Here is a 19,538-nt window from a genome sequence, read left to right as displayed (position 1 = left end):
AACTTTTGATTATTTAGTTCGAGTAGAAACTTTAAATGATTAAAATTTTGGGTTTTGACACCCGAACCATTCTATGAAAAAAGAGCAAAACAAGATTGTTTTACTCTCCATTAATCATCTATTATATTGGATTCTTCCAGCTCTTCGCTTTCTTCTTCTGAATCATAGGGGATAAAATAGGCCCCAGCCTCTAAATCGAAAAGGCCTTTTTCTCCATCTACAGCTCTCACCATCTCTGGATAATAGTTCATTCGTTCAGAGAAGGAAGGAATGGATGCCAGCACTTCATTTCCATCATTCATATAAACATGAACCAGCATGCTGTTTCTTTCATTATCCTGGTACTCAATTTCAGATATCAATAATTTCACTTGTTCGTTCAAGTGACTATACTCTCGAAGTATAAGCTCTAGAGCTGTTCCCTCGGTGAAGCCACTTAAGATGGGTTGGTTAGTCGAAGGCCTCGGGACAACTTCTTCAAGTATCGTTCCATTCTCAAGTATTTTTTTATACTGGTTATCCTGAGTTAAATAAGCAACTGTCTCATATTCTTCAATTTGCACGACAAAATTGTTTATTCCTGAAAAGCCTAACTGAGCACTCGAGACCTGCTTATTCTGCTCCTCAATTCGGTTTTCAATTTCTCTTTTATTAAAATAGGTTCGCCATAAAGAATCTCCAGGTGATACCTCACTAGACTCTAAAACGTTCTGATCATACACTTCATTTGTCCCTTCAACGGCTATCCCATTAATTAAACTGTATGAACTCAAGAAATAAAGAGAGACTAGAATGCTTATAAAAAACACACTTACTATAAGCAACCATTTCAAGATTATATTCTTAGACTTCTCCTGTTTAATAAACGGAGACTCTACGGAAGTCTGTGGTTCATCATTATTTAGTTTTTCTTCCGATTTCTTCATAATCTTTACTCCTACATTCTATTTGATAAAATCCATCATCAGCTTAATTAACAAATCTGATGCATTCTGCTTTCCTAATGCCTTTGCTTGCTTAGCCATTTCTTGTCTTTTACGATCATCCAGTAACAGTTCATCCAATGTTTTTATAAATAAAGCTGAAGACAATTCTGATTCTTTTATAGAAACAGCTGCTCCCACTTTTTCTAAGCTATGTGAATTTTTCGTTTGATGATCCTCAGTGACATTTGGACTAGGGATAAGTATACTTGGAACACCCAAGGATGTAATCTCTGCTAGTGTGGTAGCCCCACTTCTCGATACAACTAATGAAACTGATGCAAACACTTCTGGTAGTTGATTGATGTAGGGCACAACAACCGCAGACATATTCTTATGGTTATCATTCACTAATTCATTCCATTTTTTTGAAATAGTTTCATAATGAGACTCTCCGGTTACAAATATGACTTGATAAGGTTTTTTCACAAGTTCCTTAGCGCTGTCTAGTACAACTTGATTAATCTTAGCTGCTCCACGACTACCACCAAATATTAAGACTGTTTTTTCATCTGGGTTAAGAGAATACTCTTCTAGTATATTACTTTTCTCTAGACCAGCAACTTCCTGCGCTCTAGGGTTACCTGTGTAATGTACTTTATGTTCATTTCCTTTAAATTGATTCTTGGCTTCTTCAAATCCGACAGCTATAGCTGAAACGTGCTTAGCTAAAAACTTATTCGTTATGCCAGCTACACTATTTTGTTCATGGATAACCGTGGGTATATTTCTTTTGGTAGCAGCATAGCAAACTGGAGCACTCACATATCCACCGGTTCCGACAACAATATCAGGTTTAAAGTCATCAATTAATCTCTTAGCTTTCTGGATAGCTTGAAAAAACAATTTTACTGTACGCACATTGTACTGAATACCTTTAAGAGAGAGACTTCTTTTAAAGCCTTCTACTTCAATTGGCGTAAAAGAAACCCCATGATTAGGGACAATTTTACTTTCTAACCCTCTATGTGTACCGACATATAAAAACTCAGTATCCTTATGAAGCTCTTTTATTCTGTCTATTAAAGCAAGAGCAGGATAGATATGTCCTCCTGTTCCTCCGCCCGTCACTAATATTTTCATCTTATACGCACAACCGTGCTTCCTCCTTATTTCCTACTCAGATTTTAGTTCAGACACTGCCTTTATAAAGTCCTCTCCCCGCTCTTCAAATGTTTTGTATTGATCCCAACTTGCACTTGCGGGAGACAATAAGATAACATCCTCTTCTTCACTCCATTTGTAAGCCTGCTGTACAGATTCTGAAACAGTAGTCAGTTGTTTGATTTTAGGTAAATTCACTTCTTTTCCAATGACAGCTATTTTTTCGGCTGTTTCTCCAAATGTTATCAGAGCTTTAACATGGTTCCTTAAAGCAGGTATGAGCTCTTCATAAGAATCGCCTCTATCCATCCCTCCTGCAATTAATATGACAGGTTTGTCAAATCCATCTAATGCATGGATAGTAGCTAAAGTATTGGTCGCTTTTGAATCATTATAAAATAGTCGCGTATTAATCTCATCAACATACTGCATACGGTGTGGAACACCTTTAAATTGTTTGAAGACAAATTGGATGGTTTCGTTTGTGACTCCCTTGATTTTGGCTACTGCAATAGCGGCAAGGATATTTTCAAGATTATGTTTTCCAGGAAGAATAATATCTTGTACGTTCATGATAATCTCAGAGTTAAATAAGATGTTTTGATTTTCAATCCATACTCCCTTAAACAATTTCTTCTTTCTAGAAAAAGGTATGAGTTGAGCCCTACTTTCGTTTAATACTAATTCTGTTAATTCGGATTGATCAGCATTGTATACGAGGTAATCACTCTCAGTATGATTCTTAGTTATAGCTAATTTAGCGAGAACATACTCTTTTCTAGTTTTGTGATAATCCAAGTGGGCAGAGTAGATGTTCGTAATAACCGCTATAGATGGTTTAAAACTCTGAATACCCATCAATTGAAAACTAGAAACTTCCATTACGGTATCATCTTCTGAAGTCACTTTTTGTGCTGTTGTACTCGCCGGTACACCTATGTTTCCTGAAGCGTATACCTGTCCTTTCTCTCGGTTGTGCTTCAGAACAGCTTCAACCATTTTAGTCGTTGTCGTTTTACCATTCGTTCCAGTAATCGCTATAATGGAACTTTCATTGATTAAATAAGCCAATTCAATTTCAGTTAAAATAGGTATGGCTTTATCTTGAGCTTTTTTAATCAGAGGATTAGTATAAGGAATGCCTGGATTTTTTATAATATAATCAACTGAATCATCAAGTAAAGACAAAGGGTGTCCTCCGGAAACAATCTCTACTCCTAAGCTTGATAATTCAATCGCTTGTTTATCGTGAGTTAAATCCTGAAAATCATTCACTATTACTTCTGCCCCGAGTTTTAACAGTAACTTCGACGCACTATAACCACTCATCGCTAGTCCCAATACAAGAACTTTCTTATTTTTAAAATCATTAATTATCTTCATGGTAACCCCTCAATCATATAGCTTTTTTCATTTTTAAATTTATAGTAAAAAAAACTGGGAGCAGAAAGCTACTTCCAGTTTTTTTATATTTAATAGACAATGATTAATGTAAGTAATGAAGAGATAAGAGTTATTACTGAAAACACAATAACAATTTTCCACTCATTCCATCCTATCATCTCAAAATGATGATGAATAGGACTCATTTTAAACAATCTTTTACCAGTAAGTTTAAATGAACTCACTTGAAGCATGACACTGGCCGTTTCAATCACAAATATTAAACCAATCAATAATAAGGTCCATTCTTGATTTAAAATGATAGACACACCGGCTAAACCTGCTCCTAAAGCTAAAGACCCAACATCACCCATAAATATTTTGGCTGGCTTTTTATTGAATATGAAAAATCCAATCAAGGCTCCCATAACTGAGACTGTAAATAACGCGACTTCTAACTGATTTTGCCAAATAGCAATAATAGTATAACTCGCATAAGCTATGAAACCCGTTGAAGCTAATAAACCATCTAATCCGTCAGTTAAATTAGTAGCATTTGAAAAGCCCACTAACCAAAACACGACGAACAGACTATAAAATATTCCAAAATTCAATTCTATACCGAATGGTAAAGAGACTACTTGAATAGCGGTAAATTGAGAAACTCCAAGGTAAAATAAAATGGCTGCTACAATCTGACCGATTAGTTTTTGCAGACTTGTTAAACCTAGGTTTCTTTTCATAATTACTTTTATATAATCATCCAAAAAGCCAATGGCCGCATACACGATAAATATAAAGACCAAAAGCAATGTTAAACTGGTTTCGAGCTCAAAAAGTAAACTGAATAAGATGGAAGCTATACTTACCGCAATGAGGATAGAGACGCCCCCCATTGTCGGAGTCCCGGATTTTACTTCATGCCAAGATGGCCCCTCTTCTCTTGTAACCTGTCCTAGTTGTTTCTTTTTAAAATAGCGAATGACTGAAGGCATTAACCCCGCTGCTATCAATCCACCAAGGATAAATGGATATAATAATTCTATTCGATTCAATTAACTTTTCCTTTCTAGTATGAACAAGCTTTTATTCATTAAGCGGATCATTAGGCGGAGTTAATTTTACTGAAACAGTTGAACCTGTTTCTATAAAGGATTCCGGTAATACACTCTGATCCGTTACGTACCCTTCCCCTTCAAACTCCACTTCTATACCTGTCAGATCTGCTAATCTTAATACATCACTTCTAGACCATCCTGTTAAATCAGGAAGGGTCATCGCTCCATTAGTCAGTAATAAAATGCGGTATGAATCGTTTATTTCAGTATCAGCTGCTGGAAACTGTTGAACTATAGTATCTCCTGAACCAATCACACTGTATTCACGATTTTTCTCTTCAAACTGACTGATAATGTCCGATGTCCGACTCTGAACAGTATTTTCTAAAGTTTCTGATTCTTCTTCATTTAAATTGACTTCCTCGTCAGTTGAAAAATATTCCAAAGCTCGTTTCATTACTGGATTAAATATTTTTTGAATCACTTGACTAGCGTGTCCAAGTCCATTTAATTCGGGTTGTTGCATTGTAATGTAAAAGATTAACTCAGGATCATCTGCAGGTGCCATCCCGACGACAGAATAAATGTAGTTTGTTCCACCTCTATGATATGTGCCAGTTTCGGGATTTACAAATTGAGCTGTTCCTGTCTTAGCTACTATTTCATGTCCTTCAATTTGATACCCTCTAGCATTTCCTTCATCACTGTATACTGTCTCTTTCAAATATTCAAGTGTTTTATCTGCTGTTTCTTCAGATATTAAGGTTTGTGTTTCTTTTTGTTCAAAATTCTTTACTTCTCCAGTGTCTGGATTAGAAATGCTTTTAACAAGATGAGGATCTACCACTTTTCCATCGTTAGCAATAGCAGAAAAAGCTCTTAACATTTGGATAGGTGTAACAGTCAGTCCCTGTCCAAAAGAAGTGTTTAAACGTTGGATCGGCCATTGGTAAGGATTACTACCGGCCATTTCATTAGGTAAAGATATCCCTGTCGGCTCCCCAAATCCAAAATCATCTAAATACTCTTTCCATGTATCATGACCCATTTCCTCTACTAATTTAACAAAAGCAACGTTACTAGATCGAGCAAGCCCTTCTAAATACGTGATGTTTCCCCATCCTCTTGGGTTGACATCCCGAACCGTTTCACCCGCTATTTGTATTTGACCCGATTTAAAATAATCATAAGGCCTGAAAATCCCTTCTTGAATCGCAGATGCAAGGGTGATGACTTTTAATGTGGAACCAGGCTCATAAGTAAATTCAACTAATAAGTTTTGCCATGACTGTTCAATTCCTTCTTTTGTTGTCGCATTAAAAGTTGGCCTTTGAGAAGTAGCAACAATCTCACCTGTTTTAGCATGCATTAAAGTAGCTGTTAAATTAGCCGGTTTATGCTCCGCATTTACTTCATCGATGATGCTTTCTAAGAATATCTGCATTCTTCTATCGAGTGTTAAGTGGATATCATTTCCATTAACTGGAAGCACTTCTTCTACTCCCATATCTGGAAGGACGTAACCAAAGCGATCTCTCTGATATCTTCTCCATCCATTCTCTCCACTTAAACTATCATTAAACTCTTTTTCAATGCCGAGAACACCAGTTATCTCATTTTCTTCTTCATTATTTTGTTGAGCTAAGCCAACAGTATGGGAAGCAAAGGTCCCGTTTGGATATAAGCGACTTTTTTTCTCTTCAAAGGTAATGCCTGTTAAATTTTCTTCTTCTAAGGCTTCTTCTATGGCACTTTTCGTCTCAAAAGTTAAGTTATTTCCTGCGCTTCCGAACTCTACTTGGCTGTTCTCTTTTGTTAAGCGGTCATATAATTCTTCCTCACTCATGGACACGTGTTCAGATAGTACTGCAGCTACTTTATCAGGCTCTTTTATATGGATCGGGCGATTGGGTGTAGACCACTCATCAGTTAAAACGGCGACCATCTTATAAGTTGTGGCATCTACTGCGATAGGGTTCCCATTGATATCGTAGATAGATCCTCTTTTAGCTTGTAAAGTATTATTTCTAGTGTAGAGGTTTTCTACATTCTGTTCCAGATTCTCTCCGTTCACTTCCCCTTTGACCATTATCCATGTAAAACGAAAAAAAACACTGAAAAATAGTACAAAGCAAAGAATATACAACCCTATCGCAATGAACTTACGATTACGTAGAGGGTTGCTTTCTTTTACTTTCCTACCCCACTGTCTCATTTCAATACATTCCTAATTTGTTCTTCATTCATATTTAAATCATTTTCTTTAGCAATAGAGTACACTCTATCGTACCGTGAAAGTTCCTGAACTTTCTGCTCATAGTTCTCATTTTCAATCTGTACAACGGCAGACTGTGACTGTATATCTTGGATAACTCTATTAGTCGTTGATACTTGCATAGATAAAGCGATATGGGTGACAGCAAGAGCTAATATGATAGCAGCGAAAAGAGAAAGGACTGCACATTCAGCTCGTGTGAATAATTTGTGTGCAGGCTGTTCTATATGTACTTTCTTAGGTTGCTTTTCAATTTGAGGCGAAGGCTGATGTATAGGGTTTATTTCTTTTTCAGGGCTAAGTTGACGGGCCAAATTATCATTCATCATTTTAATCATTCTCTCCTTCTTTACTTACATTACTGAGTATTTTCTCTGGTTTTTTCTGCTACTCTTAATTTTGCACTTCTAGCACGGTTATTTTGACTCACTTCAGTTTCCGAGGGCACAATTGGTTTCCTGTTAATCAACTTCAAAATTGGTTCAAATCCATCAGGTATAACAGGTAAACCTCTTGGTAACTCTGGCATCTGTGAATAACTTTTAAATAGTTGCTTTACAATCCTATCTTCTAAAGAATGAAAAGTAATCACACTTATTCTTCCACCAACATTTAATACATCGATAGCCGCTTCAAGCGAATCTTCTAAAGCACCAAGTTCATCATTAACCGCAATTCTAAGGGCTTGAAACACTCGTTTAGCAGGATGCCCCCCTTTACGTCGAGCAGGAGCTGGAATAGCTTCTTTAATGATATCGACTAATTCATGAGTCGTTTCAATCGGGTTAACTTCTCTGTGTGCTTCTATTTTTCTGGCAATTTGCTTGGAGAACTTCTCTTCCCCATAACGGAAAAATATTCTAACTAAATCACTATAATCCCATGTATTGACTATAGTATAGGCAGTCAATTCTTGTTCCTGATTCATCCTCATATCCAATACTGCATCTTGTTGGTAGCTAAACCCACGCTCCGATACGTCCAATTGAGGGGATGAGACACCTAAATCATATAAAATACCATCCACTTTTGTTATTCCTTTTTCATTCAAAGCTTCTTTTAAATAACGAAAGTTACTGTGAACAAACGTAACTTTTCCTTTTTCTACTTCTTCTTTTAATACCTGTTTCGCGTAATTAATAGCTGTTGTATCCTGATCGAAGGAAAACAAATGACCTTTTTCATTTAGCTGACTTAAAAGCAAAGAACTGTGCCCTGCTCCCCCTAATGTACAATCTACATATATCCCATCGGGTTTAACATCCAAGCCATCAACTGTTTCATTCAATAATACTGTTTCATGTGTAAATTCTGACATGTGATATTCTCCCCTGTGAGTGTTTAAAATCCAAAGTCTATCATCTCTTCGGCAATTTCTTCAAATGATTCATTAGCATCTTCAGCAAAGGCATCCCAGTTTTCATCGCTCCAGATTTCAATTCTGTCTGAAACTCCAATAACGTAGCATGCTTTTTCAAGTGAGGCATGTTGGATTAATGTATTGGGTAAATTAATTCTGCCCTGTTTATCTAAAGAACATTCTGTTGCTGCAGAATACAAGAACCGAGTAAAGGCTCGTGATTCTTTTTTAGCAAGAGGAAGTTGCTTTAATTTCGCTTCCAATTCTTTCCATGCGTCCATCGGGTAGCCAAAGAGGCACCCATCAAGTCCTCGAGTCACAATGAAACGTTCCCCTAAATCCTCTCTGAATTTAGATGGTATAATTAAACGGCCTTTTGCATCAATTGAATGCTTATATTCGCCTAATAACATTTCACTGCCCCCTCTCCCCACTTATATGGCATAGTCTACCACATCGCACCACTTTCTACCACAATTTTTGAAAAATTAAATATAATTGTAATCTATTCCATGAAAAACCCTTTAAACCAGCAATACCCGACCATACATTCCCTTTTTTAACATATGAAATATAGTCATATGTATTGGTCTACATACTTACCCAGAGACAAAAAAATAAGCTGCTTTTCGTCCCATTAAGAAACAAAAAGCAGCTTATAATTATACAAAAAAGATTCGGTAGCCTATCCATAGACCCAGTATGATATATATCGCTAACAGGATTAAAAATATATAACGCCACCACATGCGTAAAAAAATATATATTTCAAGTGTCTTTGTCCAAAATGCATAGTATGTAGCAAGAATAATCGCTACTACAGAAACTATAATCACTAAGTAAGGAATGGTATTCATCCCCAGGTAAATCGATCCTAATATATAAATATATAGAAACATGTAAGGGATTAATAAATCGACTACTTTAACGGAAAGATTTAACATTTTAAATTGTGAGTTTATTCTTTTCGAAAAGATTAAGATGATAAACGGAATGATATAAAATAGCATTCCCCATACATCCAAAGCATTGGTATTCACATTTACCACATCCATTTCTATGGCTTCAGCATGACTATAAGATTTAACTATAGAATAACAGAAAAAGTGCTTATGGCAATAGCACATAAACACTTTTAATACTTAATATTTTTTTCTACAGAGAGTAAAAAGTATTAGTTATCTTTGCTGATAACTTCTTTACCTGCATAATGTCCGCAAGCCGGGCATACGTGGTGATTACGTTTCACTTCACCACAATTTGGACAATCACTCATGTTTGGAAGGTCCAATTTGATATGAGTACGTCTTTTTGCTTTTTTGCTAGTAGATGTTCTTCTTTTAGGTACTGCCATTTTCCAACACACCTCCTTAAAAGGATTCAATTCTAGATACAATCAAATTAATCATTCTTGTTATTATCAGGGAATAAATCTTTCAGAATAGCCATTCGAGGATCTCCTTCTTCTTCTGAAGAAGTAAAATTCGCTTCACTATACTTTTCTTCAGTCAACACTTTCCAATTCTTTCCACTAGGTAACTTCTCTGATTTTAATTCCTCTTCAGTAAAGACCTGCGTGGGCTTGTTCGTCAAAATCGCATCTTCAATTGGTTTTCTCAAATCAAGTGTCTCATCTGACAGTCTTTCAACTATCTCATTTTTGTCAAATTCAGATTCATCTACCGGAGAGTGGACTCCCAAGTATACTTCTGAAAAAGAAAAGGATTGAGAGACATTTACGGGTTCCAATGAACGTGTTGATGGAAGAGTCATCTTAGTTGATACCCTTAAAGTCACATAGTAAACGGATGTTTTGTCTACTTCAATTACTCCTGTTATATCCACAGGTTCAACTGAAATAACGTCCGCATCCCGTTCTTTTAAGGATCGGCTAAAGTCTATGGTTCCACTTATCTGCAAGGGTTCATCCTGATATTTTTTCAATTCATTTAATGCCCATTTTATTTTCATTGACTCTCACCTCAGTGTTGTCATCATTTACTAGATAAACTTCAATAGGCAACTAACTATTGATTCTCAATTATTCTTACTGTTCCGTTAATTGAGCAACAAAAATTATTATACTTGTTTTAGCATCCAATGTCAATTAATTTTAATGGGTTTTCTTTTATAATCCTGACTTGGAATACGATTTTCATCAGCAAGCCTGTAAACCTCTCCTGCTTTAATATCATATTCTAATTCTTCCCCTGTATGCCTATTTATATTGGTAATAAGAGGAATACTTAACGACTGTTTTATCTGACTTAAGTAGGCTTGTCCCTTTTCGGTAAAACCTAGTAGACGAATAGAGTCTATATTATGAAGCTTTTCATTCATATCTTCTTTTGTTTGATTGAGCAAGATATAAAAACAGATTCTTTGTAACCTTGTCCATGTCAATTGCTTCGTTTTGAGTTTTGTAAGAAATTCAGTCATATTATTAGAATCTTTCATAAGGCGCTTTATTCTATAATCTAGTCCTTTTTCCATTAAATAAATGTCAGACAACTCTGTATTCGAAGCAATAACGGACTGATATTTTAGATAAGGAAAGAAATTATCCCAAGATACAAGAGGTTTCATCTTTAGCATTTCTAGCGTATTAACGGGCATCACGTTGATTAAATCATCTGTATCACTTGTCTTATGAAAGAGGGCATTTCTTATAGCAGAAGCACTAGCTATTGTTTTCCCTTTATGAATATTCTGCTCATGATAATGGCTTTCTTTTCTAGGGACAGTAACAATAGACAGCTTACTTTTCTGCGAAATAATTTCCTTTGCATAGGTGAACCCCAAGACATTATTGGGTTGAGATAAATCTATTGGAAATTCGGGGAATAAAGATTCCAATACCCCGGTCAAATTTCTTGCGTAAGTATATTCTTGCCTTTGTTGGCTTTGAAAATGGTGATTAATGACATCTTCATTTTCAATATAGAGCTGTGCCGCTTGAAGAAAATCCTCACCCTTACCTGATTCACTTCCAAAGCTTAATGTGTCACACATAAGAGCATTCAGTATAGTGATTGCGCCCATAGAAAAATAATCTGCTGGTTGAACACTGAATGCCACCGGAATTTCAACCACAATATCTACTCCATTTTCCAATGCAGTAGAAGCTCTACTCCATTTGTCCAGTAGAGCGGGCTCCCCCCTCTGCAAAAAATTGCCGCTCATTGCAGCAACCATCACATCTGCACCGGACTGCTCTTTCGCTTTCTTTAATTGATACAGGTGACCATTATGAAACGGATTATATTCAGCTACTATTCCACAAGCTTTCATACTATTCTCCTAATTTCTGAGCAGCGAAAAACCATCTTTTACTCTTCTCGTTGACACTCTCTTCAAAGTCAGCTGTCACTTCAATATTGGAAAACCCAGCTTTTCTTAATAACTCAAGATAGGTATCTATTTTATACGTCCGTTCTTTGTGTACTTCTTCATACCGATCGTAAGCCTGATCGTCTCTTTCTACAAAAAAGGTTAATTCGTGTTCAACAGAGTGGGGATATGCCCCTTCAAAACTGTCCCATAAAAAGACTATTCCATCTGTCTCAGCATGAAACGAAGTCTTTAGAAACAATTCTATTTGATAAAGCGAGTGAACATCAAAGAGGAAATACCCATTTGTATTGAGGTGAGCATAAGCTTCTCTAAATACTTTTAATAGCTCATTTTCATTTTCCATATAACATAAGGCATCACTGTAGCACACAATACCATCATAATTCGCTAATTCAGACAAGTCTCTCATATCTCTCTGAATCAAAGGAAAGAAGATAGAGTGTTCTTGTTGGCGGTTATACGCTAAGCTCAGCATATCTTCTGACAAGTCTAACCCTGAAACATCATACCCTTTTTCCTTTAACGTCAGGCCTAAAATTCCTGTCCCACAACCTAACTCTAAAAGGGTAGCATTACTAGAAAGGTAGCGAGAAGTATAAGCAAACCATTTCTCGTAAAGAGTGTCATCCATTAAATCATCGTATACTCTAGCGAACCAATTATATGTCATTGATCCAACCAGTCACTAATATCAACATGTTCAGCATCAGACCATAATCGTTCGAGTTTATAAAAGTCTCTTTCTTCTTCGTTGAATATATGAATAATGACATCTCCCAAGTCGATTAAGATCCACTTTGCTCCTTCTTTGCCTTCTACTCTTTTAACGGACTGGTTATGCTTAGAGGCAGCTTCTAATATACTGTCAGCTATTGCTCCAAGCTGTCTTTCATTGTTTGCATGCATGATAACGAAATAATCCGCTAAAAAAGAGACATCTTTCATATCTAAAGCTAAAATATCTTGAGCTATTTTGGAATCAGCTGCTTTAATCACGTACTCTAATACATTAATAGATGAATGAGTCATCATTTTCCTCCTTGCCGGTAGCTACCCAAGCATTATATGTTTCTATAGCTCTTGGATAAATTTTATTTTTTCTTTTAATTAAATGACTGATAGTATGGCTTGAAATATAACCTATGGCCTCATCTAAATCTTTATCCGCTAATTCTCGGGCTATTTCTATTCCTTTGAATGAGCGTTTAGGTTCGATAAAGTCCGCTACATAGATTACTTTCGCTACTAAAGACATTTTGGGTGAACCAATGGTATGATAATTGATTGCTTCAAGAATATCTTCGTCTTCTAAATGGTATTCATTTTTCATTAAAACAGCCCCAATAGGACCATGCCAAATATTATTACCGTACTGCAGCATTTCTAAATCCAGATTTTCGCTAATAATCAAATCCCGCATTTCTTCATCAGGTCTTTCTTTAGCATAATCATGCGACAGCGCTGCAATACTGACCTTTTCATAATCAACATCATACTTTTCAGCTAGTTTCAAAGCTGTTTTTTCTACACGCAAAACATGTTTCAGACGTCTTTTGCTGAGGCTGTTTTCCATGACTTTAATCAGTTCGTCTCTACTAATAAATAAAAAATTCTGAGAATACTCAATTTTGCTTTTCTTCATCCTTATATAAACCTTCACTTTCGATATACTCTTTTGTTTCAGAAGTCACTAGATAATTAATAGAGCAGTCATCTTTTACTTTTTGACGAATTAAGCTCGAGCTTATGTCAATATCCGGCACGTCGACGACTATCACAGGATAGGGTGTCTTAGAATCATAATTCGGCCTATTAACCGCAACGAATTGGACCATCTTGATCAATTCATCTATTTTATACCAATTCGGTAAGTCTTCTACCATATCAGCGCCGATAATAAAGTAAAATTCCACCTCAGGGTTTTTTTCTTTTAGCTCTTTGATTGTGTCGTAAGTGTAACTTTTTCCGCCTCTGTTTATCTCGATTTCATCTATCTCAAAAGATCCATTATCGCCAATTGTTCTTTCGAGCATAGCTAGACGATGCTCTGCTGATATCGTTCCTTTTTCTATTTGATGCGGGGGGATAGCAGAAGGAATAAACAGGATTTTTTCTAGGTCTAATTGATCTTTTACCTGATCAGCAATAATTAAATGTCCGATATGAGGAGGATTAAACGTTCCTCCTAAAATACCTATTTTCCTTCCAGAATGAGTGTTTATTAATTCAGTGAGCACTTCGGGCTCAATCACTTGCGAAACGCGATGACTCACTTATAACACCTTCCTTTTAATCTGTATTCTTTTTTGGTAAACGAGAGGAATACTCTCTATACTTTTCTTCGTCACTGGGTTTAAAAAGCACGAGAACTTTACCTATTTTCTGAACAACTTGAATATCAGAATGTTCTTCAATAAATTCAGCTGCTTCCGCTGTCGTCCAGTCTGTATTCTGTAACAATTGAACTTTCATTAATTCTTTGTTTTGAATGGATTCTTCAAACTCTCCTACCATCGCTTCGGTTAATCCATTTTTTCCAATTTGAAAAAGGGGTGACATATCATGAGCTTCCGCTCTTAAAAACCGTTTTTGCTTTCCTGATAATTTCATTATTTTCCTCATTTCTTTATTTCCTCTAAATCAATTGTTTCCTAATCATTACATCGACACCTTCAGGGACCCACCCGGCAATTTTAGTCTGCGGATCATCAATGGCTACCCATCCTAAACCTGAAAATACAATATCTGAAGGTTCCTTAATTGTAAATTCATATCGTTTAAGTTTTGGTAGCGGCTTCGGTGAGTTTTTTAATGGCGGAGTTAACAGTTCTCCTACATGATTGACATACAGTTCATCAGCTTTTTCAGTTTTTGTTCTATGCAAGTTTATTTCATTTGATGCATAAAACACAAAAGACTGGTTTCCATCTCCTCTAATATAGTCAAAACGCGCTAAACCTCCTAAAAAGACTGTCTGGCCTTCGTTTAGTTGATAGGCCCTAGGTTTGACTTCTTTTCTAGGTGTAGCTATCTTAAGCTCTTTTGGAGTGAGATAGTAAGACATTTGGGTCTTTTGAATGATTCCTGGAGTGTCTACTAACACATGATTATCATCCAATGGGATTTCTATTTTACCTAGTGTCGTTCCAGGGAAATAGGATGTGGTAATCGTATTTTCTTCTTCTGTAGCATTGTTTATAATTTGGTTAACCAGTGTGGATTTACCAACATTCGTCGTCCCCACGATATAAACGCTTCTTCCTTTTCTTTCTTTTTCTAATTGTTCCATAAATTCTTCTACAGAGTGTTTGTTAAGGGCACTAATGAGATACACATTTTGAGGACGTATGCCGTAATTATGTGCTTGTTCCGTGATTCTCTGTCTCAGTCTGGCAGGTTTCAACGATTTCGGAAGCAAGTCCACCTTATTCGCTACAAAAATGATCGGATTCTGTCCTGCGAAGCGTTGAATACCAGGTATAATACTTCCATTTAAATCGAAAATATCAATCAAATTGACAATGAGAGCATCTTCTTTGTTTAATTCTTGGAGCATATTTAAAAAATCGTCATCTGTCAGTTCAACATCTTGTACTTCATTGTAATGTCTTAATCGAAAGCACCGTTTACAATAAATATCATCAGTTGGTTCTTTCTTTTTGATAACAGATTGAGGCAGAAATCCTGCTTTATCTGGTGAGTGGTGTTGAATAGTTGCTCCACAACCAATACAGACCATTTGATCATTCATTATTTCGTCGCTCATATAAGCCATCCCTCCATTTCATTTCAGAGTCCTTTTTAATAAGGTAATTCATAATGTGTAGTTCCACAAATCTATTTAATCGTGTATTCCAAGCATCTGAATCCATGACAGGCTTAACAAGAACACTTTTTATTCCCGCATGATTAGCCCCTTTGATGTCCGTTATAATCTGATCACCAACCATCAGCCACTCATCTTTTGAATAGGGATAAGTATTCAGTGCTTTTTTAAAGCCCCTTTGTAGAGGTTTCAAAGCACTTGGAATAAACTCTAATTCTAGTATGCTGGCTACTTTGCCTACCCTTTTCTCCGTATTGTTTGAAAGAATAACGACTTCAATGTTATTTTCTTTCATTAGTTGAATCCATTGAATGGTTTCTTCCGTGGCTTCTGGGTTATTCCAAGCTATCAACGTATTATCTAAGTCTGTGAGTACGGCTTTAATCTTTTCTTTCCTTAGTTGCTCAGGTGTTATTTGGTAAATGGATTCAACCATCCATGTAGGCTTAAAACTTCTCAGCATCCATTTCCTCCTTAAATACTATTATTTTTATATAGTCTGACGTAAAAGTGTTTGTTCAATTAGAAAACATCTAAAAAAAAGGAAGTACACAAAGCACTTCCTTTTGTGCACTCCTCTTACTCTTCCGTAGAAGTAGCTGGTTGAACCAGTTCAAGAACTTCAACAGCTACGTAATCGATGTTGTCAAATTCGTAGGTCTGATTCGTTGTACGATCATCCAATTCAAACATTTTAGATTGACTATCATATCGCACGACGCACATTTCTTTCCCATCTTTTTCAAAACGACGAACTTGTACTTCATCAGTCTGATCCTCGCGCATAGCGTCAAGTCTACGGATGATTGGTATAAGTTGGGACGGTTTCATAGTATTCCCCTTCCTACTTCTATTCCTTTACTCTTCTTATTTTAACAGATTTAAGGATAAAATACAGTAATTGTGCTGTCCTTTTAAAAAATGTTCTCCAGAAGAATTAGTGAAAAGAAAGGGTGAGTTCAAATAGTCTTAGCTCAATCAAAAGAGAGGCGTTCCAATTTAAAGAAAAAGCTTAAACATTTTCCCACCATAATTTAATTAAGGCTTGAGTCCCATCATCTTCAAATCCTTTATCAGATAGCTTGTCATATAATTCATGTGCTTTTTTAGTAGCCGGCAAGTCAATACCCATTAATTCGGCTTCATCCAAAGCGATGGACAAATCTTTAAGAAAGTGTTTAACAAAAAAACCTGGAGAATAATCTTCTTTTAATACCCTTGGAGCATAGTTAGCTAAGGACCAGTTTTGAGCCGCTCCTCCGTTAACCGTTTTAACTACTTTCTCTAGATCGAGTCCCGCTTTTTCAGCGTAAACCAATAGTTCTGTCATCCCTGTCATTGTACCTGCCACCATAATTTGATTAGCCATTTTAGTGTGCTGGCCACTACCGGCTGGTCCATGAAGCGTAAATTCGGAAGAGAAGAGTGATACACTCTCTTGAGCTTGATTAAAAGCATCCAGATCTCCACCAGCCATCACAGTTAGTGTGCCTTTTCTAGCCCCCAGGTCTCCACCGGATACAGGAGCATCTAAAGAACGAGCCCCTTTTTCATTTGCTGTATCACTTATTTGTTCAGCTAATGAAGGTGTGCTTGTTGTTAAATCAATGAGTAGTTTGTCTTTTATTTCTGCTTTAAAAATACCTTCGGACCCATAATAGACCTCTTCTACATCTGAAGGGTACCCAACCATTGTAAAAACGATATCTGAAGCGTTAGTGACGTCCTTTGGGCTATTTTGCCATACCGCGCCTTCTTTCACTACCTCATCTGCTTTTGCTTTTGTACGGTTAAACACATTTACAGTATAGTCATTATTTAATAAATGACGGACAATAGAAATTCCCATGACGCCAGTTCCAATAAAGCCAATGCGTTTCATATAAACTCTCCTCTTATAATATAGTTATGAATAAATAAAAAAACAGGCTGAATCTCATTAAAGAGATCAGCCTGATATCTTATTCTTCGGTATATTGATCAACTAAAGCCACTACTTCTTCAGAAGTTGTACACTCTGTTACAGCTCTTTCAGAAAGTTCAGCCATTTTCTCAGAGTCTAGTTTCTTCAACAGGCTTCTTGTTTTCAAAATGCTTGTCGCACTCATTGAAAATTCATCTAATCCTAAACCTAATAATAATGGAACAGCCGTTTGATCGCCAGCCATCTCTCCACACATACCTGCCCACTTGCCTTCTTTATGAGCTGCATCAATTACATTCTTAATTAAACGCAGCAATGAAGGATTATAAGGCTGATACAAATAAGAGACTCTCTCATTCATTCGGTCTGCAGCCATAGAGTATTGGATTAAGTCGTTTGTACCAATACTGAAGAAGTCAACTTCTTTTGCAAACTGATCAGCCAATACTGCTGCTGAAGGAATTTCGACCATGATTCCAACTTCAATAGAATCAGAAATCTCTACACCTTCATTTTGCAATTTCTGCTTTTCTTCTTCATAGATGGCCTTTGCATCTCTAAATTCATTTAAAGTAGCAATCATCGGGAACATGATACGCAAAGTCCCATAAACAGATGCGCGTAATAAAGCACGCAATTGAGTACGGAAAATGTCATCCTGATCTAAGCTGACACGAATAGCTCGGTAGCCTAAAAATGGGTTCATTTCGTCAGGCAATTCAAGATAAGGCAGTTCTTTATCTCCACCAATATCCATGGTGCGCACAACTACCGGCTTCCCATCCATTCCTTCTAAAACATTTTTATATGCTTCGAACTGGTCATCTTCTGATGGAAGTTCTGTAGAATCCATATATAAGAATTCTGTACGGTACAATCCAACAGCTTCCCCACCATTGTTTTTTACACCTTCTAAATCTTTAGGTGTCCCAATATTCGCAGCTAATTCAACATACTTGCCATCTTTTGTTACACTTGGCTCGTCAATTAAACGATCCCACTCTTTTTTCAGGGATGCAAATTCTTCAGCTTTTTTCTTAAATTGGGATGAAGTCTCTTCAGAAGGATTAATATAAACTTCTCCTTCTAAACCATCAACAATCAATTGGTCCCCTTCAGAAACTAACTCTGTAATATTTTTTGTCCCTACAATAGCTGGGATTTCTAAAGAACGTGCCATAATAGCTGAGTGAGATGTACGCCCACCAATGTCAGTAACAAATGCTTTAACGTATTGTTTATTTAATTGAGCTGTGTCACTTGGTGTTAAGTCTTCAGCAATGATTATAACTTCTTCATCTATCGTTGCAGGAGATGGTAAAGTCACGTTAAGTAACCGCGCAAGTACTCGTTTTCTTACATCTCTAATGTCAGCAGCTCTTTCTTGCATATAAGCATTGTCTTCCATCGCTTCAAACATTGAAATGAAAGTATCCGTTACTTGTTCAAAAGCAAATTCAGCATTCACTTGATCATTATCAATAGCTGAATGAGTCTGGTCAATCAAGTCAGGGTCTGATAAAACCATAACATGGGCATCAAAAACCTGTGCCTCTTCTTCTCCTAAAGACTCTACAGCTATGGCTCGAATTTTGCCTAATTGCTCTTTGGCTTCGTCGATAGCCTTAGTTAAACGTTTCTTTTCTTCTTCTGTATTAGAAACTTTTGTTTTCTCTACAGTTAAGTCAGGTTCAATTAACCTATACGCTTTTGCTTGTGCTATCCCATCACTTGCAGCAATTCCGGATACCTGTGAACTCATTATTCTGCCATTCCCTCGTTCTTGATTGTTTCATCAATTCCTTGAATAGCTTCTTCTTCATCAGATCCTTCAGCTGTAATCACAACGTCTGCACCTTTACCAACACCAAGAGACATAACTCCCATGATTGATTTTAAGTTAACAGATTTACCTTTGTATTCTAAAGTAATATCTGAATTGAATTTACTTGCTGTTTGTACCAATAATGTAGCTGGTCTTGCGTGAATTCCTGTTTCTGCTGTAATGTTGTATTCTCTTCTTTCCATCTGAAATGCTCCTTTTGATAATGTATTTTATAGTCGAAAGAAATAAAATGATAGCGCTTCATGAATCTCTGACTGCTGTACCGTACTCATGCACAAAACGACTCACCTTATTCTTTCTTCTCATACAGATTACCATTTTTTTACTATACCGACAACTATTATTTACTATTTTACACTAGTGTTGCATAAAACTTCCTAATAAACGTTGTGTTCATTGTTACGATTATCACAAATGCTTTTCAC

Annotated in this window: 23 protein-coding genes; all 23 read right to left on the bottom strand. The window is 36.4% G+C overall.

The genetic code is table 11. The annotated features are described in order from the left end of the window. Window positions 1–110 precede the first annotated feature (110 nt). Entirely contained in the window at window positions 111–926 is an 816-nt protein-coding gene (locus ABDZ53_RS08985; protein ID WP_343755711.1) for a cell division protein FtsQ/DivIB, read from the bottom strand. A gap of 18 nt (window positions 927–944) precedes the next feature. Then, window positions 945–2,066, bottom strand: coding sequence for an undecaprenyldiphospho-muramoylpentapeptide beta-N-acetylglucosaminyltransferase (gene murG / locus ABDZ53_RS08980; protein WP_343755709.1), 1,122 nt, complete (start codon window positions 2,064–2,066; stop codon window positions 945–947). A gap of 33 nt (window positions 2,067–2,099) precedes the next feature. Next, window positions 2,100–3,470 carry a UDP-N-acetylmuramoyl-L-alanine--D-glutamate ligase gene (gene murD / locus ABDZ53_RS08975; RefSeq protein ID WP_343755707.1) on the bottom strand — a complete coding sequence of 457 codons (1,371 nt, stop codon included), beginning with the start codon at window positions 3,468–3,470 and terminating at the stop codon, window positions 2,100–2,102. An 89-nt stretch (window positions 3,471–3,559) separates the two neighbouring features. Next, window positions 3,560–4,525 (bottom strand): phospho-N-acetylmuramoyl-pentapeptide-transferase, encoded by a 966-nt coding sequence (gene mraY / locus ABDZ53_RS08970; RefSeq protein WP_425541699.1) that lies wholly within the window; start codon window positions 4,523–4,525, stop codon window positions 3,560–3,562. Between the two features lie 31 nt (window positions 4,526–4,556). After that, complete coding sequence (locus ABDZ53_RS08965; RefSeq protein WP_343755705.1) at window positions 4,557–6,743, bottom strand: penicillin-binding transpeptidase domain-containing protein; 2,187 nt, start codon at window positions 6,741–6,743, stop codon at window positions 4,557–4,559. Then, window positions 6,740–7,141 carry a cell division protein FtsL gene (ftsL, locus tag ABDZ53_RS08960; protein WP_343755703.1) on the bottom strand — a complete coding sequence of 134 codons (402 nt, stop codon included), beginning with the start codon at window positions 7,139–7,141 and terminating at the stop codon, window positions 6,740–6,742. The genes ABDZ53_RS08965 and ftsL overlap by 4 nt, the downstream gene beginning before the upstream one ends. Before the next feature lie 20 nt (window positions 7,142–7,161). Continuing rightward, a complete protein-coding gene (gene rsmH, locus ABDZ53_RS08955) occupies window positions 7,162–8,121 on the bottom strand; it encodes a 16S rRNA (cytosine(1402)-N(4))-methyltransferase RsmH (protein WP_343755701.1) in 960 nt (319 codons plus the stop codon). 23 nt (window positions 8,122–8,144) lie between these two features. Continuing rightward, the gene (gene mraZ / locus ABDZ53_RS08950; RefSeq protein ID WP_343755699.1) at window positions 8,145–8,576 is read right to left on the bottom strand and encodes a division/cell wall cluster transcriptional repressor MraZ; all 432 of its coding nucleotides are present in this window, start codon (window positions 8,574–8,576) and stop codon (window positions 8,145–8,147) included. Between the two features lie 249 nt (window positions 8,577–8,825). Next, a complete protein-coding gene (locus ABDZ53_RS08945; protein WP_343755697.1) occupies window positions 8,826–9,218 on the bottom strand; it encodes a DUF3397 family protein in 393 nt (130 codons plus the stop codon). A 119-nt stretch (window positions 9,219–9,337) separates the two neighbouring features. Next, window positions 9,338–9,517, bottom strand: coding sequence for a 50S ribosomal protein L32 (gene rpmF / locus ABDZ53_RS08940; protein WP_343755695.1), 180 nt, complete (start codon window positions 9,515–9,517; stop codon window positions 9,338–9,340). Window positions 9,518–9,564: 47 nt separating this feature from the next. After that, the gene (locus ABDZ53_RS08935) at window positions 9,565–10,134 is read right to left on the bottom strand and encodes a YceD family protein (protein ID WP_343755693.1); all 570 of its coding nucleotides are present in this window, start codon (window positions 10,132–10,134) and stop codon (window positions 9,565–9,567) included. A gap of 132 nt (window positions 10,135–10,266) precedes the next feature. Beyond that, on the bottom strand, window positions 10,267–11,454 hold the full coding sequence (locus tag ABDZ53_RS08930; protein WP_343755691.1) for a nucleotidyltransferase: 1,188 nt from the start codon (window positions 11,452–11,454) through the stop codon (window positions 10,267–10,269). 1 nt (window position 11,455) lies between these two features. After that, window positions 11,456–12,187 carry a class I SAM-dependent DNA methyltransferase gene (locus ABDZ53_RS08925; RefSeq protein WP_343755689.1) on the bottom strand — a complete coding sequence of 244 codons (732 nt, stop codon included), beginning with the start codon at window positions 12,185–12,187 and terminating at the stop codon, window positions 11,456–11,458. Beyond that, a complete protein-coding gene (rsfS, locus tag ABDZ53_RS08920; protein WP_343755687.1) occupies window positions 12,184–12,546 on the bottom strand; it encodes a ribosome silencing factor in 363 nt (120 codons plus the stop codon). The genes ABDZ53_RS08925 and rsfS overlap by 4 nt, the downstream gene beginning before the upstream one ends. Continuing rightward, complete coding sequence (gene yqeK / locus ABDZ53_RS08915; protein ID WP_343755685.1) at window positions 12,527–13,159, bottom strand: bis(5'-nucleosyl)-tetraphosphatase (symmetrical) YqeK; 633 nt, start codon at window positions 13,157–13,159, stop codon at window positions 12,527–12,529. The genes rsfS and yqeK overlap by 20 nt, the downstream gene beginning before the upstream one ends. Beyond that, on the bottom strand, window positions 13,140–13,790 hold the full coding sequence (locus ABDZ53_RS08910; RefSeq protein WP_343755683.1) for a nicotinate-nucleotide adenylyltransferase: 651 nt from the start codon (window positions 13,788–13,790) through the stop codon (window positions 13,140–13,142). The genes yqeK and ABDZ53_RS08910 overlap by 20 nt, the downstream gene beginning before the upstream one ends. 16 nt (window positions 13,791–13,806) lie before the next feature. Beyond that, window positions 13,807–14,127, bottom strand: a complete 321-nt coding sequence (yhbY, locus tag ABDZ53_RS08905; protein WP_343755681.1) for a ribosome assembly RNA-binding protein YhbY — start codon at window positions 14,125–14,127, stop codon at window positions 13,807–13,809. Window positions 14,128–14,152: 25 nt separating this feature from the next. Next, window positions 14,153–15,268: a ribosome biogenesis GTPase YqeH gene (gene yqeH / locus ABDZ53_RS08900; protein WP_343755714.1), complete on the bottom strand. Its 1,116-nt coding sequence runs from the start codon at window positions 15,266–15,268 to the stop codon at window positions 14,153–14,155. Further along, entirely contained in the window at window positions 15,261–15,806 is a 546-nt protein-coding gene (locus ABDZ53_RS08895; RefSeq protein WP_343755679.1) for a YqeG family HAD IIIA-type phosphatase, read from the bottom strand. Before ABDZ53_RS08895 ends, yqeH begins: the two co-directional genes overlap by 8 nt. A 116-nt stretch (window positions 15,807–15,922) precedes the next feature. Then, window positions 15,923–16,174, bottom strand: coding sequence for a YkuJ family protein (locus ABDZ53_RS08890; protein WP_343755677.1), 252 nt, complete (start codon window positions 16,172–16,174; stop codon window positions 15,923–15,925). Window positions 16,175–16,355: 181 nt separating this feature from the next. Next, a complete protein-coding gene (locus ABDZ53_RS08885) occupies window positions 16,356–17,225 on the bottom strand; it encodes an NAD(P)-dependent oxidoreductase (protein ID WP_343755675.1) in 870 nt (289 codons plus the stop codon). 79 nt (window positions 17,226–17,304) lie between these two features. Next, the gene (gene ptsP / locus ABDZ53_RS08880) at window positions 17,305–19,029 is read right to left on the bottom strand and encodes a phosphoenolpyruvate--protein phosphotransferase (RefSeq protein ID WP_343755673.1); all 1,725 of its coding nucleotides are present in this window, start codon (window positions 19,027–19,029) and stop codon (window positions 17,305–17,307) included. After that, the gene (locus tag ABDZ53_RS08875) at window positions 19,029–19,295 is read right to left on the bottom strand and encodes a phosphocarrier protein HPr (RefSeq protein ID WP_343755671.1); all 267 of its coding nucleotides are present in this window, start codon (window positions 19,293–19,295) and stop codon (window positions 19,029–19,031) included. The genes ptsP and ABDZ53_RS08875 overlap by 1 nt, the downstream gene beginning before the upstream one ends. Between the last annotated feature and the right edge of the window lie 243 nt (window positions 19,296–19,538).

Origin of the sequence: Alkalibacterium iburiense (assembly GCF_039521845.1) — a bacterium.
Taxonomy (GTDB): Bacteria; Bacillota; Bacilli; order Lactobacillales; family Carnobacteriaceae_A; genus Alkalibacterium; species Alkalibacterium iburiense.
This window is presented reverse-complemented; position numbering and strand designations above follow the sequence as displayed.